Source organism: Streptomyces sp. NBC_01244 (assembly GCF_035987325.1).
In the GTDB taxonomy this organism is placed as follows: Bacteria; Actinomycetota; Actinomycetes; order Streptomycetales; family Streptomycetaceae; genus Streptomyces.
Genome location: NZ_CP108488.1, coordinates 1,490,926 through 1,507,569 on the forward strand (window position 1 = coordinate 1,490,926; position 16,644 = coordinate 1,507,569).

General features: G+C 72.7%; 13 protein-coding genes. 6 read left to right on the forward strand and 7 right to left on the reverse strand.

Annotated elements, in window-relative coordinates; all coding sequences use genetic code 11:
* Positions 1-67 precede the first annotated feature (67 nt).
* The gene (locus tag OG247_RS06370) at positions 68-655 is read right to left on the reverse strand and encodes a DoxX family protein (protein WP_327251294.1); all 588 of its coding nucleotides are present in this window, start codon (positions 653-655) and stop codon (positions 68-70) included.
* Positions 656-775: 120 nt separating this feature from the next.
* Here OG247_RS06370 and OG247_RS06375 point away from each other — a divergent pair, with 120 nt between their 5' ends.
* The gene (locus OG247_RS06375; protein ID WP_327251295.1) at positions 776-1,240 is read left to right on the forward strand and encodes a MarR family winged helix-turn-helix transcriptional regulator; all 465 of its coding nucleotides are present in this window, start codon (positions 776-778) and stop codon (positions 1,238-1,240) included.
* Complete coding sequence (locus OG247_RS06380) at positions 1,240-1,536, forward strand: YkvA family protein (RefSeq protein WP_327251296.1); 297 nt, start codon at positions 1,240-1,242, stop codon at positions 1,534-1,536. The genes OG247_RS06375 and OG247_RS06380 overlap by 1 nt, the downstream gene beginning before the upstream one ends.
* Positions 1,537-1,562: 26 nt before the next feature.
* Here the strand turns inward: OG247_RS06380 and OG247_RS06385 are convergent, their stop codons facing one another.
* Positions 1,563-2,189: an alpha-ketoglutarate-dependent dioxygenase AlkB gene (locus OG247_RS06385; RefSeq protein WP_327251297.1), complete on the reverse strand. Its 627-nt coding sequence runs from the start codon at positions 2,187-2,189 to the stop codon at positions 1,563-1,565.
* Positions 2,190-2,305: 116 nt separating this feature from the next.
* On the opposite strand from OG247_RS06385, the gene OG247_RS06390 reads away from it, so the two are divergent.
* Positions 2,306-3,058: a class I SAM-dependent DNA methyltransferase gene (locus tag OG247_RS06390; protein ID WP_327251298.1), complete on the forward strand. Its 753-nt coding sequence runs from the start codon at positions 2,306-2,308 to the stop codon at positions 3,056-3,058.
* Positions 3,059-3,116: 58 nt separating this feature from the next.
* On the opposite strand, the gene OG247_RS06395 is transcribed toward OG247_RS06390, so the two are convergent.
* Entirely contained in the window at positions 3,117-6,197 is a 3,081-nt protein-coding gene (locus OG247_RS06395; protein ID WP_327251299.1) for a carbohydrate binding domain-containing protein, read from the reverse strand.
* A gap of 335 nt (positions 6,198-6,532) precedes the next feature.
* Positions 6,533-6,928, reverse strand: a complete 396-nt coding sequence (locus OG247_RS06400) for an RNA-binding S4 domain-containing protein (protein WP_327251300.1) — start codon at positions 6,926-6,928, stop codon at positions 6,533-6,535.
* A gap of 149 nt (positions 6,929-7,077) precedes the next feature.
* Here OG247_RS06400 and OG247_RS06405 point away from each other — a divergent pair, with 149 nt between their 5' ends.
* The 3 genes from OG247_RS06405 to OG247_RS06415 all read left to right on the forward strand — a co-directional run bounded on the left by OG247_RS06405 (position 7,078) and on the right by OG247_RS06415 (position 10,586).
* Positions 7,078-7,473 (forward strand): TOBE domain-containing protein, encoded by a 396-nt coding sequence (locus OG247_RS06405; protein ID WP_327251301.1) that lies wholly within the window; start codon positions 7,078-7,080, stop codon positions 7,471-7,473.
* 146 nt (positions 7,474-7,619) lie between these two features.
* A complete protein-coding gene (modA, locus tag OG247_RS06410) occupies positions 7,620-8,438 on the forward strand; it encodes a molybdate ABC transporter substrate-binding protein (protein WP_327251302.1) in 819 nt (272 codons plus the stop codon).
* A gap of 153 nt (positions 8,439-8,591) precedes the next feature.
* On the forward strand, positions 8,592-10,586 hold the full coding sequence (locus OG247_RS06415) for an ABC transporter permease (RefSeq protein WP_327251303.1): 1,995 nt from the start codon (positions 8,592-8,594) through the stop codon (positions 10,584-10,586).
* Between the two features lie 42 nt (positions 10,587-10,628).
* Here the strand turns inward: OG247_RS06415 and OG247_RS06420 are convergent, their stop codons facing one another.
* The 3 genes from OG247_RS06420 to OG247_RS06430 form a co-directional block, all read right to left on the reverse strand.
* Complete coding sequence (locus tag OG247_RS06420) at positions 10,629-13,034, reverse strand: excinuclease ABC subunit UvrA (protein WP_327251304.1); 2,406 nt, start codon at positions 13,032-13,034, stop codon at positions 10,629-10,631.
* Between the two features lie 133 nt (positions 13,035-13,167).
* The gene (locus tag OG247_RS06425; protein ID WP_327251305.1) at positions 13,168-13,584 is read right to left on the reverse strand and encodes a VOC family protein; all 417 of its coding nucleotides are present in this window, start codon (positions 13,582-13,584) and stop codon (positions 13,168-13,170) included.
* Positions 13,585-13,639: 55 nt separating this feature from the next.
* Positions 13,640-16,588 carry a phosphodiester glycosidase family protein gene (locus OG247_RS06430; protein WP_327251306.1) on the reverse strand — a complete coding sequence of 983 codons (2,949 nt, stop codon included), beginning with the start codon at positions 16,586-16,588 and terminating at the stop codon, positions 13,640-13,642.
* Positions 16,589-16,644 lie beyond the last annotated feature (56 nt).

Below are 16,644 nucleotides of genomic sequence, written 5' to 3' on the forward strand. Positions count from 1 at the left end.
ACTTTCCCCCGAATGCCTGCACTCAATCAGCCCGTACGGGTCCCCGCGTAGCCGCCCCCGGTGCGGCTCAGTTCCGTACGAGGAGCAGCACGCCCGCGGTCACGACGCCGAGGGCGACCGCGAGGGCGCCGTGGGCGAGTCGGTGGCCGCGCAGGACGGGCAGGTAGCGGTCGGCGGCGTACCGGCCGGGGCCGGTGAGCGCGAGGGCGGCGGCGCCGGCGGCGAGCAGGAGCTCGTACTCGACGCCCTGCGGGGCGAAGAAGGAGCCGGCGCCGTGCACGGCGATCGCGTTGATCATGGTGCCGACCAGAGCGGCGCCCGCCAGCGGGGTGAGCAGGCCGAGGACGAGGCCGAGTCCGCCGAGGGTCTCGGTCAGGCCGGCGAGGACGGCCATGGCGTCACCCGCCGGGTAGCCGCTGGCGGTGAAGAACTGCCCGGTGCCGCTGATGCCGCCGCCACCGAACCAGCCGAAGAGCTTCTGGGTGCCGTGGCCGGCCATGGTCAGGCCCAGGACCACGCGCAGGAGCAGCAGGCCGGCGTCATGGGCGGGGGTGGAGAGGGCCGGGGCGCCCGAGAGGCGCGTGCGGGGCGCGGCCGGTTCACCGGACCGCGGCTTCGGCGTGGTGACGGAGGGGCTGGTCGTGGGGCGGCTCATGGGGGGTCCTTCCGGTCGGGCGGCCCGAGGGTCGGTTGTTCAAATTCGAACCACTCCCGCCGACCCTAGCCCGGCATGCGCCGCTGATTCAAATTGGAACGCCACGTGTAGCCTGGATCCATGGCTGAGACGAAATGGCTGGACGACCGCGAAATGCGGGCCTGGGAGGGATTCCTGGCCGCTTCCGCCCTGGTCAACCGCCGCCTCGATCAGCAGCTCAAGGACGATGCCGGACTCTCCCACCCGCAGTACGAGATCCTCGTACGACTCGCCAGGGCGCCCGAGGGCGAACTGCGCATGACGGAGCTCGCCAACGGGCTCGTCAACTCCAAGAGCGGCCTGACCTACCAGGTCACCCAGATGGAGAAGGCGGGCCTCGTCCGCCGCCGCACCTGCCCCTCCGACGTCCGGGGGATATACGCCGTCCTCACCGAGACGGGCCGCGCCCGGCTGACGGAGGCCGCGCCGGGACACGTGACCACGGTCCGGGAGGTCCTGGTGGACGTCCTCACCCCCGAACAGCTCGACGCGCTCGCGGACGGGCTCGGCGAGGTCAGCCGCCGGCTCCGCACACAGGGCGCCTGATGGACGCGACGACCGTCTGGATCGTCGTGGCGGCGGTGGTGGCGGCCGGCCTGGCGGTCACCGCGGCCGTGCTCCTCGTACGGGTCTTCGCGGCCCGCCGGCTCCTGCGCGACGCGGGCATCCCCCTGCGCGACAAGGCCCTGTTCTGGGCCGCCGTGGCGTACACGGTCTCTCCGGTGGACCTGATTCCGGACCCGGTCTACCTGGACGACATCGGCATCCTGCTCCTCGCCCTGCGCTCCCTCCATGCGGCAGCCTCGGCGGCCCGCCCGCCCAAGGAACTCGACGCGGCGTAGGGCCTGCCGGATCCGGGTCCGTCGGCTCAGCGGACCCCGCGCGGGCGGAACTGGACGCTGATCCGGGGGCCCACCGGGCGGGCCGTTTTGGGGACGGCGTGTTCCATCGTGCGCTGACAGGAGCCGCCCATCACCACCAGGTCGCCGTGGCCCAGGGGGAGGCGGAGCAGGGTGGGGCCGCCGTCGCGGGGGCGCAGGGCCAGGTCGCGGGGGTCGCCCACCGAGAGGATCGCGACCATCGTGTCCTCGGTGGCGGAGCGGCCGGTGCGGTCTCCGTGCCAGGCGACGCTGTCGCGGCCGTCGCGGTAGAGGCACAGGCCCGCCGTGACGAAGGGTTCGCCCAGCTCAGGGGCGTAGTGGCGGCTCAGCGTGGTACGGGCTTCGACCAGGACGGGGTGCGGCAGCGGGTCGGCCTCGCCGTAGTGGGCCAGCAGGCGCGGGACCGCCACCTCCCGCTCGTACATCTGCCGCCGCTCGGCATGCCAGGGGACGTCGGCCGCGAGCCGTTCGAACAGCGCGTCGGCCCCCGTGAGCCAGCCCGGCAAGTGGTCCACCCAGGCGCCGGCGCCCAGCTCCGTGCGCCGGGCGCCCGCGAGCGGGCCGAGCCGGATCTCGTCGCTCTGGTCGAAGAGCGAGCCCTGGAGTGCGTGCATGGGTCCAGGATAACGCGCCATTCGAACATGTGCACGAGTCGAGTGACTCGCTCGCTTCACCACCCGTCGCTAAATGCGTCGACAGCGCCCCTCGCCACCCGGCAAAGTGGCCGCCCGTGACGAGCAGTGAGCTGTGGACCCGTACGACCGCCGAGCGCTACGACGCCGAGGAGACCGAGATGTCCTCGGCCGCCGTTCTCGGACCGACGCTCGCCTTCCTCGCCGAGCTCGCCGGAAACGGCCGGGCACTGGAGTTCGCCATCGGGACCGGACGCGTGGGCGTCCCGCTGCGGGAACGCGGCGTGCCGGTCGTGGGCATCGAACTGTCCGAGCACATGGCGGCGGTACTGCGGCACAAGATCGACGAGGACACGCTCCCGGTGGTCATCGGGGACATGGCCACCACCGTCGTTCCCGGCGGGTTCACCCTGGTCTATCTCGTCTACAACACCATCACGAACCTGCTCACGCAGGACGAGCAGATCGAGTGCTTCCGCAACGCCGCACGCCATCTGGAGCCCGGCGGCCGATTCGTCATCGAGCTGGGCGTGCCGCCGCTGCGGTTCCTGCCGCCCGGCCAGGTCGCGGTGCCGTTCGACGTCTCCGAGCGGCATCTCGGCTTCGACACCTTCGACCTCGTCGAGCAGATTCTCGTCTCGCACCACTTCACCCGCGACGGCGGTGGCGGTGACGACGACGGCCGCTACCGCCGCGACAGCTCCCGGCACCGCTACGCCTGGCCGGCAGAGCTCGACCTGATGGCACGGATCGCCGGACTCGAGAGGGAACGGCGCGTCGCGGACTGGGACGGGGCGCCGTTCACCCAGGACTCCGCGAAGCACATCTCCGTGTGGCGCAAGCCGGCCTGAGGCCGGCCGCCGCGCGACCGTGGTGGAAATCCCCTCCCTTGCGGGAGGGGAGGGGAGGTCACTTCAGGTAAGGGCCGGCGGCTCCCACCTTGCCGGGGGCGGCGTTGCTGCCGCCCAGGTCGAGCACGTAGACCCGCAGGTTGCCCTTTCCGGGGGCGGGGACGGACAGGGTGCCGCCGGTGACGGTCTTCACGTCGCCGGTGACCGCGTCCTTGTACGTGCCGTTGGGCACGCCCGTGTACGTGGCGGACCCGGTGACGGCCACCAGGGCGAAGCTGTCCACTCCCGTGGCGGTGTCGGTGTAACGGCGCTTGAAGGCCATGCCTCCCGAGACCCCCTCGGTGGAGTACTGGCCCATCTGGAGCGCGGGCACGGCGCGGCGGATCTCGTTCAGCCGCTGGAGGTGTTTGACCAGCGGGGACTCAAGGGTGGCGGCGACGGGCCCGGTGGCGGTGGCGACCTTCGAGAAGCCGGAGGCGGTGACCGTTCCCGCGATCTTGTCCCCGTAGTAGGCGCGGCCGGTGCCGGCCAGCGGACAGGTCGGGCCGCAGTCGATCTGCTTGCCGGCCTGGAACTCGGTCTCGGAGCCGTAGTACAGGGTCGGGATGCCGCGGAAGGTCCACATCAGGGCCATGTTCTCGGCCCAGGCCTCGGTGCCGCCCGCGTAACGGGTGGAGGATTTCCCGGGGCCGAAGTCGTGGCTGTCCACGTAGACGACGTTGTAGGTGGCGTCGTTGTAGCTGTCGTCGGAGTCCTTTCCGTTCTGGAAGGCGTTGTTCGCGTCCCCGAAGTTCATGTGCATGCGCATGTCGATGACGTTCATGCCGGAGAACTTGCTGTGGTCGGGGGCGTGGTAGAGGTTGCCGTTGAGGAAGGCGTTGGTGCTGGTCGGCTGCTTGGCCGGGTCGTTGTCGGTCGTGTACTGCTGGACCGCGGCGGTGGCGTCGTCCGCGCTGTACGCCGCGGATTCCTTCCAGGTGTAGTACTGGGCGGACTGGTTGGCCGAGCCGCGGTTCCACTTGTCGTTGACGAAGGAGCCGACCTCGCCGAACACGTAGAAGTCCTGGGCCTTCTGCGCGCCGAACTGCTGGGCCACGCGCTGCTGGATGGCGGGCAGGAAGCGCCGGTTCCAGGTGACGCGGGGGATGTGCACGGTGGTGTCGACGCGGAAGCCGTCGACGCCCATGTCGATGTACTTGTCGTAGGCGCCGATGAGGTAGTTCTGGACGGCCGCGTTCTCGGTGTTGAAGTCGGCGAGGTCCTCATGGATCCAGCAGGAACGGGCGTCCTCACCCTCCCAGTTGCCTATCCAGCACTGATGGAACAGCGCCTTGGGGAACATGCCCGATGTGGGGTTCGGCCACTGGCAGTTGTAGATCGTGTAGCCCTCGGCGCTCTTGTTCTGCGTGGCCGTGCCCCAGTTGACACAGGTGTTCCCGGCCGGCTCGGCCGTCGACCACAAATCGCCGTTGTAGTACGACTTCCCGCTCTTCGGGTCGACGGTGAGGCCGTCGTACTCGAAGCCGCTCTGCTTCTCGTCGTAGTACCAGGACCACTGCGCGTCGCGCACACCGTAGACGGTCGGGGTGAACAGACCCTTGGCTCCCCAGCGGGAACTGTGGTTGTAGACCACGTCCTGGTAGATCTTGACGCCCTTGGCGTGGGCGGCGTTGATGAGGTCCTGGTAGGAGGCGCCCGCCGATTCCAGGCGCGGGTCCACCTTGTAGAAGTCGTAGCCGTGATACCCGTGGTAGTCGTAGTCGGAGCGGTTCAGTACGACCGGGGTGATCCAGATCGCGGAGAAGCCGAGGGCTTTGACGTAGTCCAGCTTCTCGACCAGACCCTTGAAGTCACCGCGGAACATGGGGTCGTTGTTGGCGGCGTTCCCGGACTTCACGTGCTGGCTGCCGCCCCGGTTGTTGGCGCTGTCGCCGTCGTTGAAGCGGGCGGTGAGCACGAAGTAGATCGGGTCCTTGCGCGGGTCGCCGCCCAGCGGCGCCGACCCGGCCGGGGACGGGGGCCGGGTGCCCGTGGTGGCGACGGCCGCGGCGGCGGAGGCGGAGAGGTTCCCGGCGGCGTCCACCGCCTTGACCGTGTAGGTGTAGGCGGTGCGCTCCTCCAGACCGGATTCGGTGAGGACCGTGGAGGTGACGGAAGTGACGACCGTGCCCTTGGTGCCGCCCGAGCGGGTGACCTGGTAGCCGGTGACTCCCCGGTCGTCGGTGGCGGCGTCCCAGGTCACGACGGTGGACACGTCGGTGGCGGCGGCCCGCAGGTTCGCGGGCACGGTGGGCGCGGTGGTGTCGGGGACGACGGCGGCGCACGGGTCGGCGGCGTTCGCGGTGACCGTGGTGTCCTTCACCGTGGACAGGCCGGTGCCGAGGGCGTAGTTCCTGCCGTTGTTGTTGTCCCAGGTGCCGTTGCCGTTGTTGAAGGTGGCGGCGAGTCCGGCGGCCGAACCGAGCGGGACCGTCTTCTTCACCCAGCCCGTGCAGGCGGGGTCCATGCCGGTGCCGGGGACCGTGGTCCAGGAGCCGCCGGTCGGGGCCCAGTGCAGGTTGACGGTGGGCCAGCCGACCGTCGCCGTCGCGTAGTAGACGGTGGCGCTCGCGCCGGTTCCCGTGCCGGTGCCGGGGTCCGCGGCGCAGGGGTCGCTGTGCGCCACGGCCCCGTCCTTGACGGTGATGACCCCGGTGCCCAGGGCGTAGTTCTTGCCCCCGTTGTTGTCCCAGGTCCCCTGGCCGTTGTTGAAGGTGGCCTGGAGGCCGGCGGCCGACCCGAGACTGACGGTCTTCTTCACCCAGTCGGTACAGGCGGTTTCCATCCCGGCGCCGGGGACGGTCGTCCAGCTTCCGCCGTCGGGGGCCCAATGCAGGTTGTAGGCAGCCCAGTTGCGGGTCTTGGTGTAGTAGAAGACCGTCGCCGTGCCGTCGCCGGCCGGCGCCGTCGCGGCGGGGGCGACACCGGTGGCGGCGGCCGCTTCGGAGAGAGAGGCGCCGGCGGCCGGCAGCGCGGCCGCCAGACATCCGGCGACGGCCAGGGCCAGGGCCGTAGACCGCCCTCTGGGATGCGATCGGGTACGTGATCTCAAGGTCTGCTCCTCGAAGCAGGGCCCAACAGCCCTGCGGCTCCGCGGCATTGAAAACTTGCCGCAAGGTTTTGCGGGGAGGTTATCCAGCCGTCACCAGCGCGTGAACCCCTTGTGAACCAGAAATCTGGCCACCGGGCGCGTCCGGGCAGCCGGAAGGGACCCTTTGTGGGGACAACTGCCGCAATCGCTTGCAGAAATTTTCTCTACGGAGACGGGCACCGGCCGCGGGCAGGCGGGAGCCACACCCGAGTGAGGTCGACAAATCGACACGGGTGATGCACCGGCCCGGTGGACGACGGCCACGGGGGTCACGGAGGCCACGGGAGCCGCGAGGCCGGGCGAAGCCTCCGGGATGCCGCCGGAGGCTTCGTCGACGACAAGGCCTAGCGGCCGCCGCGCAGGGTTTCGATCTCGCGGCGTTCGCGCTTCGTCGGGCGGCCCGCACCGCGGTCGCGGATGCCGACCACCGCCGCCTCCACCGGCGTCGGCGGCGGCGGGCTGTTGTCCGTCAGGCATTCCGCGGCGGCCGGGGCGCCGACGCGCTTGGAGACGGGGCGCCGGACCACCACGATGCGCTCGCGTCCCGCGTGGAAGAGGCGCACCTCGCCCCCGGCCCGCACCGCCTGGGCCGGCTTCGCGCGCTCCCCGTTGACGCGCACGTGTCCCGCCCGGCACGCCGTGGCGGCGATCGCCCGCGTCTTCGTCAGCCGGACCGACCAGATCCACACGTCGACACGCGCCGACCCCGCACCCGCACCCGCGGTTCCCTCTTCAGCCATGCCCCGACTTTAGCGAGGCGAGCCGGGCAGGGCCGAGCCCGTGGAAAGGGAATGGCTTTTGGTGGTTACGACAAGTGCGGTGGTATCTGCCATGGATATCATCCCAATGGAATTGCAAATGCTGCACAGGTGCCCCTACCTTGTCGCACATGCAGTCCTACACCATCGGTCAGGCGGCACGCCTTCTGGGCGTCAGCCCGGATACCGCGCGCCGCTGGGCCGACGCCGGCCGCGTCGCGACCCACCGCGACGAGAGCGGTCGCCGGCTGATCGACGGCCGTGCCCTGGCCGCCTTCTCCGTCGAGGTGGCGCAAGGGGCCCACGCCGAGGACGGCGAGACCTACACCTCGGCGCGCAACGCCTTCCCCGGGATCGTGACCGCCGTCAAGCTCGGCGACGTGGCCGCCCAGGTCGAGATCCAGGCCGGTCCGCACCGCCTGGTCTCCCTGCTCACCCGGGAGGCCGTCGACGAGCTCGGGCTGGAGGTCGGCATGCGGGCCACCGCCCGCGTGAAGTCCACCAGCGTGCACATCGACCGCGCCTGACCCCGCCCGGAACCGCTCAGTTCAGTACCGCTCGGCACCACTCAGTACGACGCGTCCCCACCCGCTCCGCCCGTCACCGGCGCGGGTCACCACCGCGCGGATCCGGCACCAGGCCGGCCGCCGACCCGACCGAGGAGCACCAGCGCATGTCCCCGATCCTGCCCCTGAACCGCCGTACCGCCGCCCTCGCCCTCTCCGCCGCCCTGCTCGCGCCGGCGCTCGCCGCCTGCGGCAGCAGCGACGACAAGAAGGACGGGGCCGCCGCCTCCCCGAGCGCGTCCGCGTCCGCCGGGACCAAGGCCGCGAACCTGACGGTGCTCGCCGCCTCCTCCCTCACCGACGTCTTCAAGGCCGCCGGCGCCGCCTACGAGAAGGCGCACCCGGGCACCAAGGTCACCTTCTCCTTCGCCGGTTCGCAGGAGCTCGCCGCGCAGGTCAAGCAGGGCGCCCCGGCCGACGCGCTGGTCACCGCCGACACCAAGACGATGGACGGCCTGAAGGCCGAGACCAACGACCCGGCGGTCATCGCCAAGAACCGTCTGGTGATCGCGACCGGCAAGGGGAACCCGTTCAAGGTCGCCGGTCTCAAGGACCTCGCCGACACCAAGCTCAAGGTCGTGCTGGCCGCGCCCGAGGTCCCGGTGGGCCGTTACAGCAAGCAGATCCTCGACGCCCAGAAGATCGAGGTGAAGCCGGTCTCCCAGGAGCCCAACGTCCGCGCCGTGCTGAGCAAGGTCGAGCTGGGCGAGGCCGACGCCGGTCTCGTCTACAAGACCGACACCCTCAAGTCCGGTGACAAGGTCGCCGTCGTGGAGATCCCGGACGCCGAGAACGCCGTGGCCTCGTACCCGGCCGCCTCGCTCAAGGGTTCCAAGAACGCCGAGGCCGCGGCCGCGTTCGTGGCCTGGCTGAGCACCCCGGAGGCCCAGAAGATCCTCCAGGACGCGGGCTTCCAGAAGGCGTAACCGCCTGAAGGGTCCGGTGACGGAGAGGGACTGCCCGGTCCGGGGGGACGGGCAGTCCCTCTCCGTTTGACGTCCGCCGCATTACGCTTCACACGCCGCCCAGGCGTCCCGACATCCCCGGTGGCGTCCCGACATCCCCGGCCAGGAACCCACATGAGCAGACTCCGTACCCGCCGCGCCCGGCCTCCCGTGGCTCTGGTGCTCCCCGCGCTGCTCGCCGTGGCGTTCCTGCTGATGCCGCTCGTCGGCATCCTCACCCGCACCCACTGGAGCGATCTCGGCGCGCACCTCACCAGCCCCGGTGTGGTCGAAGCGCTCCGGCTCTCGCTGGTCGTGTCCCTGTGGGCGCTCGGCTTCTCCCTCCTCCTCGGGGTGCCTCTCGCCTGGCTGCTGGCCCGCGTCGAGTTCAAGGGCAAGGCGCTCGTGCGCTCGCTGGTCCTGCTCCCCATGGTGCTGCCGCCGACGGTCGGCGGTGTGGCCCTGCTGCTCGGTTTCGGCCGGCGCGGGCTGCTCGGACCCTGGCTGGAGGGCACCTTCGGCATCACGCTGCCCTTCCACACCTCCGGTGCGGTCGTCGCGGCCACCTTCGTCGCGATGCCCTTCCTCGTGATCAGCCTGGAGGGCGCGCTCGCCGGGCTCAAGCCGAGCTACGAGGAGACCGCCGCGTCCCTCGGTTCCACACCGCTGCGCGTGTTCTTCACCGTGACGCTGCCGATGGTGGCCCCGGGCCTGGTCGCCGGAGCGGCGCTGACCTGGGCACGGGCGCTCGGCGAGTTCGGTGCCACCATCACCTTCGCGGGCAACCTCCCGGGGACCACCCAGACCCTCCCGCTCCAGGTCTACCTGCTGCTCCAGGACGCGCCCGAGGCCGCCACCTCCGTGTCCCTGCTGCTGCTCGCGATCGCCATGGCCGTACTCATCGCCCTGCGCGGGAGGTGGACGGGAACTCCCGTCGCCCGCAAGGACGGCGGTGCGCCGGTGGTCGCCGAGGAGGCCACCGGCCCCGATCCCGTGGGCCCCGTACCGCCCGGGGCTCCGGTCTCCCCCGCGTCCCCGGCGCCCTCGCCCGCGGAGCCGGCTCAGCCGGTGGCCGGGACCGCGGCCGACGGCGGGCACTGGCCGCTGCACGCCACCGTCACCGGTTTCAACGAGCTCACCCTCGACGCCGAACCCGGCACCACCATCGCCGTCGTCGGCGAGAACGGCGCCGGCAAGACCACCCTGCTGCGCGCCCTGCTCGGCCTGACCCCCCGTGCCCATGCCGAGCTCCGGCTCGGCGACGCCGATGTGACCGGCCTGCCCCCGCACCGGCGTCAGGTCGCCTGGGTCCCCCAGGACGGCGCGCTGTTCCCGCACCTGAGCGCGCTCGCCAACACCTCGTACGGGCTGCGCGCCCGCCGGGTGCCCCGGGCCGCGGCCCGGGCCGAGGCGCAGGCCTGGCTGGACCGGCTCGGCGTCGGGCACCTCGCCCACCGCAAGCCCGCCCAGCTCTCCGGCGGGCAGGCCCAGCGGGTGGCGCTGGCCCGCGCGCTGGCCGCCCGGCCCCGGCTGCTGCTGCTCGACGAGCCGCTGGCCGCCCTGGACCAGACCACCCGCGCCCGTGTCCGGCACACCCTGCGCACGCACCTGGCGGGCTTCGGCGGGGTCTGCCTCATCGTCACGCACGATCCCGTCGAGGCGGTGTCCCTGGCCGACCGGGTCCTCGTGCTCTCCGACGGGCGGACCCTGCAGGACGCCCCGCCCGCCGAGGTGACCCGGCACCCGCGCTCCCCGTGGGTGGCGCGGATGCTGGGGCGCAACGCCTGGCCCGGCACGGCTTCGGCCGACGGGTTGGAACTCGCCGCCGGGGGCCGCCTGGTGGTGGCCGAGGCGCTGCCCGAGGGGGCGCAGGCGCTCGCGATCATCGCCCCCGAGGCGGTGTCCGTGCACCGGGACCGCCCGGGCGGCAGCCCTCGTAACGTATGGCCCGGCACCGTACGGGAGATCACCTCGGTCGGCAGCCGGCTGCGCGTGCTGATCGGCTCGGACCAGGCGCCCGACCTGGTCGCGGAGATCACCCCGCAGGCCGCCGCCGAACTGGGAATCGTCGACGGCGCCGCGGTGTGGACCAGCGTGAAGGCGACCGAGGTCACCCTCGTACGGCTCTAGCGTCCGGGCCTGGCGCCCGGCCTGGGGGGTGTCTTGCCCCCCCTAGGCGCCCACGTAGGTCGCCAGGTGCTCGCCGGTGAGGGTGGCGCGGCCCTCGACGAGGGCGGCGGGGGTGCCCTCGAAGACGATCCGGCCGCCGTCGTGACCGGCGCCGGGGCCCAGGTCGATGATCCAGTCGGCGTGCGCCATGACCGCCTGGTGGTGTTCGACCACGATCACCGACTTGCCGGAGTCGACGAGGCGGTCGAGCAGGCCGAGGAGCTGCTCCACGTCGGCGAGGTGCAGGCCGGCGGTGGGCTCGTCGAGTACGTAGACCCCGCCCTTGTCCGCCATGTGCGTGGCCAGCTTGAGCCGCTGCCGCTCGCCGCCGGAGAGGGTGGTCAGCGGCTGGCCGAGGCTGACGTAGCCCAGGCCGACGTCCGCCAGCCGCTCCAGGATCTTGTGCGCGGCCGGGGTGCGCGCCTCGCCGGCGCCGAAGAACTCGGCGGCCTCGGTGACCGGCATCGCGAGGACCTCGCTGATGTCGCGGCCGCCGAGGTGGTGTTCCAGGACCGAGGCGTGGAAGCGCTTGCCCTCGCACTCCTCGCAGGTGGTGGAGACGCCGGCCATCATCGCGAGGTCGGTGTAGACGACCCCCGCGCCGTTGCAGCCGGGACAGGCGCCCTCGGAGTTGGCGCTGAACAGGGCCGGCTTCACCCCGTTGGCCTTGGCGAAGGCCTTGCGGATCGGGTCGAGCAGTCCGGTGTAGGTGGCCGGGTTGCTGCGCCGGGAGCCGCGGATCGCGCCCTGGTCGACCGAGACCACGCCCTCGCTCGCGGCCCCTGACCGGTGCGACAGTGAGCCGTGGACGAGGGAGCTCTTGCCGGAGCCGGCGACACCGGTGACCACGACGAGGACCCCGAGCGGCACGTCGACGTCGACGCCCCGCAGGTTGTGCGTCTTGGCGCCGCGGATCTCCAGCTTTCCGCTGGGCGTGCGCACCGTCTCCTTGAGGCTCGCGCGGTCGCCGAAGTGCCGCCCGGTGATGGTGTCGCCCGCCCGCAGCCCCTCGACGGTGCCTTCGAAGCAGATGGTGCCGCCGCCCTGGCCCGCGCCGGGGCCGAGGTCGACGACGTGGTCGGCGATCGCGATCGTCTCCGGCTTGTGCTCCACGACGAGCACCGTGTTGCCCTTGTCGCGCAGCCGCAGCAGGAGGCGGTTCATCTGCTGGATGTCGTGGGGGTGCAGGCCGACGGTGGGCTCGTCGAAGACGTAGGTGACGTCGGTGAGCGAGGAACCCAGGTGGCGGATCATCTTGACGCGCTGGGCCTCGCCGCCCGACAGCGTGCCCGAGGGCCGGTCCAGCGAGAGGTAGCCGAGCCCGATCTCCACGAACGAGTCGAGGGTCTGGCGGAGCGTGGCCAGGAGCGGGGCCACCGAGGGCTCGTCGAGGTCGCGGACCCATTTCGCCAGGTCGCTGATCTGCAGGGCGCAGGCGTCGGCGATGCTGATCTTCTTGATCTTCGAGGACCGGGCCCCCTCGCTGAGGCGGGTGCCCTCGCATTCGGGACAGACGCTGAAGGTCACCGCGCGCTTCACGAACGCCCGGATGTGCGGCTGCAGCGCCTCGACGTCCTTGGACAGCATCGACTTCTGGAGCTTCGGGATGATGCCTTCGTAGGTGAGGTTGATCCCCTCGACCTTGATCTTGGTCGGCTCCCTGTGGAGGAGGTCGCTCAGCTCGCGCTTGGTGTACTTGCGGATCGGCTTGTCCATGTCGAAGAAGCCGGAGCCGCTGAAGATGCGGCCGTACCAGCCGTCCATCGTGTAGCCGGGGATCGTGAGGGCGCCCTCACTGAGCGACTTGGTGTCGTCGTACAGCGCGGTGAGGTCGATGTCGTTGACCGAGCCCCGGCCCTCGCAGCGCGGGCACATGCCGCCGGTGATGCTGAAGCTGCGCTGCTCCTTCACGGTCTGCCCGCTGCGCTCCAAGGTGACCGAGCCGGCCCCGCTGATCGAGGCCACGTTGAAGGAGAAGGCCTTGGGCGAGCCGATGTGCGGCTTTCCGATCCGGCTGAAGAGGATGCGCAGCATCGCGTTCGCGTCGGTGGCGGTGCCCACCGTCGAGCGGGGGTCGGACCCCATCCGCTGCTGGTCGACGGTGATCACGGTGGTCAGGCCGTCGAGGACGTCCACCTCGGGCCGCGCCAGGGTCGGCATGAAGCCCTGCACGAAGGCGCTGTAGGTCTCGTTGATCAGCCGCTGCGACTCGGCGGCGATCGTGTCGAACACCAGGGAGCTCTTGCCCGAGCCGGACACGCCGGTGAAGACCGTGAGCCGGCGCTTGGGGATCTCGACGCTGACGTCCTTGAGGTTGTTCACGCGCGCACCGTGTACGCGGATCAGGTCGTGGACGTCGGCGGCGTGCGGCTCGGGTGACTGCGTGCCCGTCCTCGTGACCTTGCTCATCGTCTCTCCATACTGTTGGGCTGACGCCGCTCTGTTGGGCTGACGCCGCCTTCGCGGTCGCGGCAACGCTCCCCTGTCTACCCGATCGGCGGTGTCCTGCGGGAGCGGCGCCAGGTAAGAGGGGCGGTGGATCTCAGCGCTTGCGGGGCTGGTGGAACCGGATCATGTTTCCGGCCGGGTCGCGGAAGGCGCAGTCACGGACGCCGTACGGCTGGTCGATCGGCTCCTGGAGCACGTCACCGCCGGCGGCCCGGATGCGTTCGAAGGTGGCGTCGCAGTCGTCGGTGCTGAAGATGACCCCGCGCAGCAGGCCCTTGGCCAGCAGTTCCGCCATGGCCTCCCGGTCGGCGGACGAGGCGTTCTGGTTCGCGACGGGCGGTTCGAGGACGATGTCGACATCCGGCTGCGCGGGCGAACCGAGGGTCACCCAGCGCATCCCCTCGAAGCCGACGTCGCCCCGGACCTCCAGACCGAGGACGTCCCGGTAGAAGGGGACCGCCGTTTCGTGGTCGTCGACGGCGATGAAGCACTGCGAAAGGTTGATGTCCATGGGTTTCACGCTAGGGGCGGGTGGGCGGCGGGTGCTTCTCCGTTCCTGACCGCCTTCACCGGCTGCCGGCCGGCAGTACGGAGAGCCAGTCGCCCGTGGCGAAGGCGTCGGCGCCGATCACGGTCCGGCCGGTGCGCGGGGCCGCGACGGTGAGCACGCCCTCGGTGCGGCCGGCCGCGAAACGGGGGGCGCCGACGGTGATGACCACGGCCCGTTTGCCGGTGGCCCGGGGGAACTCCGCCAGGAGCCGCAGGCGCAGGACGGCCTCCTTGCGGTCGACGGCCTGCGGCGCGTACGGCTCTACGACGGCCAGCGCGCCCGTGCCCGGCTCCCGGGCGGCCGTCGCCAGGGCCGCGCGCAGGGCCGTGATCCGGTCGAGCCCGCCGCCGGCGAGGGTGGGGCGCGTGGAGCCGAGCGGCAGGAACCGTACGCCGCGGTGCACGAAGGCGGGGCGGTCGGTGCCGGTCAGCGCGAAGTCGACGGCCCGGGTCCGGGCGGAGGCCGCGCCCGGGGTTGCGGAGGAGGCCGCGGCCGCCCGGGCTCCGGCGGGGTCGACGGCGAACCGCCAGGGCCGGGCGTTCACCCGGGCCGCCGTGGCCACGATCGGATCAGGTGCCCCGGCCGTACGCACGATCCCGGTCGGCGGCGTCCGCGCCGCCAGGGTGTCCAGCAGCAGCCGCGGGGCGGCGGGCATGGCCGGAGCCGCGGCCGCGGCTCCGGCGGGGGCCTCGGCACGGGTGACCGCGGGGGCCTCGGCCCTGGCTCCGGCCGGGGCCTTGGCGCGGGTGACCGCGGGGGCGGTGGCCGCGAGCCGGGTCACGGCGAACGGGCGCTCCGCCATCGCCGGGAGCGGCAGGTCGATCTCCCGCCAGCCGGTCCAGTCCACGGCGGGGCCGCGCAGGGTGACGGCGGCCCCCTCACCGTCGGTGAGTTCCACCGCGGGCCGGGCCCCGGAGCCGTCGCCGTGGACCCAGAGGGAGAGCGAGCGGGCCAGTTCGGGGACCCGGAGGGGACGGGGCGGGGTCGCTGCGGCCTTCCCGCCCCCGGCGGGCGGTGCGAGGGCGAGCCCCCGGCCGGGACGGCCCTCCCCGGGCGCGGCGCCGGCACCGGTCCAGCGGGCGGCATCCTCCAGATCCGCGAGCGGCACGTCCGAAAGGCCCACCCCGAGGGCCAGCCGGGCCGGAGCCATGGGGGCACCGGAGGCACGGGAGACACCGGAGGTACGGGAGGGAGCCGAGGCGGCCGCCCCGCCCGATGCACCTGAGGTGGGCGAGACGGCCGGGATCCCCCGTACCGTGGCGCGCAACTCACCCGTCGCGTTCGGGACCCGGGCGGTCACCGTGAATCCGCCGCGCCCGTCTTCGGCCACCTTCCACCGGGAACGGTCGAAGTCGAGCTCCACGTCCCGAGGTTCGACCACGGCGGCGGCGCCTTGCGCGTCGTGCCCGGTCAGGACGAAGCGCGCGGTCTCCCCTTGCTCCGCGAGCCCGATGCGCTCCGGCACGGCGCGGACCCGGGTCAGCGCTCCGAGGACGTCGAGGCGGAGCGCCCCGCTCGCCGATCCGAGGCCTGCCCGCACCTCCACCGAACCGGGACCCGACGCGCGCAGGACCCCGCTGGAATCGATCCGGCCCCGGCCCTCCGGGAGGGACCACGCCGGAGCCGACGGTTGCCCGGACACCGGCCCGAGGGATGCGTCGTAGGGGGTGGCCCTGAGGGTCCGGGCGAGGCCGGGGAAGGCGCGCGCGGCCCCGCCGGCGGGCTCGATCCGGTAGCCGGCGGCGCGGCCGGAGCCGGCCGGGGCGGTCAGGACCAGGCCGTTGGGGACCGGGCGCAGGCGGCCGTCGGACGGGGAGTTCTCCACGGTCAGGGCCGTCTCCCCGGTCAGCGCGGCGAGCAGGGTCGAGGAGCCGCCGCCGTCCAGGTTGAGGGCCTCGTGGGCGCCGAGCCGGTGCATCAGCCGGCCGAGCGCCGTCAGGGTCAGCCCTCCGCTGTCGCGCTGGCGACCGTCGACGGTGACCAGGCGGGCCCGGCGTCCGTCGCGGGAGAAGCCGACGGCGGTGCGCGGCGCGGCCGCGTTGTTCGGCTCGCCGTCGTGGTTCTGCGGGACCCCGGCCACCACGAGCGCCTCCCGGCCGCCGACCGCGCTCGCCGGGAGCGGCCCGCCCCCGGCCGCCACCGGGCGGGCCGCCACGGCGACCGCGTCCCCGGCGCGCAGGGCGGCGAGTTCGGGCGCGGCCGCGCCTGCCGCGACCAGCAGGGTGGTGCCGGGTTCGGGACGCTCCCGGCGCGCGGGCCCGCGTACCGCCGCGCGCACGGCCGTGACCCGGCCGTCGCGCAGTTCCACCGCCGGTCCGGACACGGGGAGTCCGTCCGCCGGCCACGCGGCGGTGTAGGCGGCGAAGCCCTCGGCGGGCGGCCGCGCGGTGTTGAAGCCGGCGAGCGGGCGGACCCGGCCGCCGGGCAAGGTGACGCTCCCGTCGAGGGCGAGGCGGAGCACCCGGCCCGGCCCGTCAGCGCCGAAGCCGACGGCCTGTCCGGCGCCGGGCGAGGCCGCGTGCAGCAGTCGGCCCGCACCGATGCCGGGGCCGAGCGGCGCGCCGGTACCCCGGATGTCGAAGAAGTCCCCGTTCACGGCGGCGACCACCCGGCGGCCCGGTCCGGCGGGGTGGCGGGCGGCGGAGTCGGCGAGGGTGGCGACGCCCCGGCCGCCGAGGTACTCCGCCCGCACACCGGCCCCCTGGCCGGTGCGCGGGCCCGTACCCGTACCCGTGCCCGACAGTTGGACGTCGAGTTCGTCGATGCGCAGCCACCGGTCGGCTTCGAGCCGGTCGTACGACTCCAGCCGTACCCCGGGGGCGATCTGCCGGGCGGTGCGGGCCGTCTCGATCCCCTCGCCCTTGCCGCTCCCGGAGGCATGGGCCTGCGGGGGCGCCGGGACCACGAGCACCGCGGTGAGCAGAGCCGGCAGCATGACGGGCAACAGCGGGCGCAGGGTGGGCATCCAGGCAGGATCATCCAGCTCCACGCATATGAGTGGATGAACACAGCGCGAGTCCG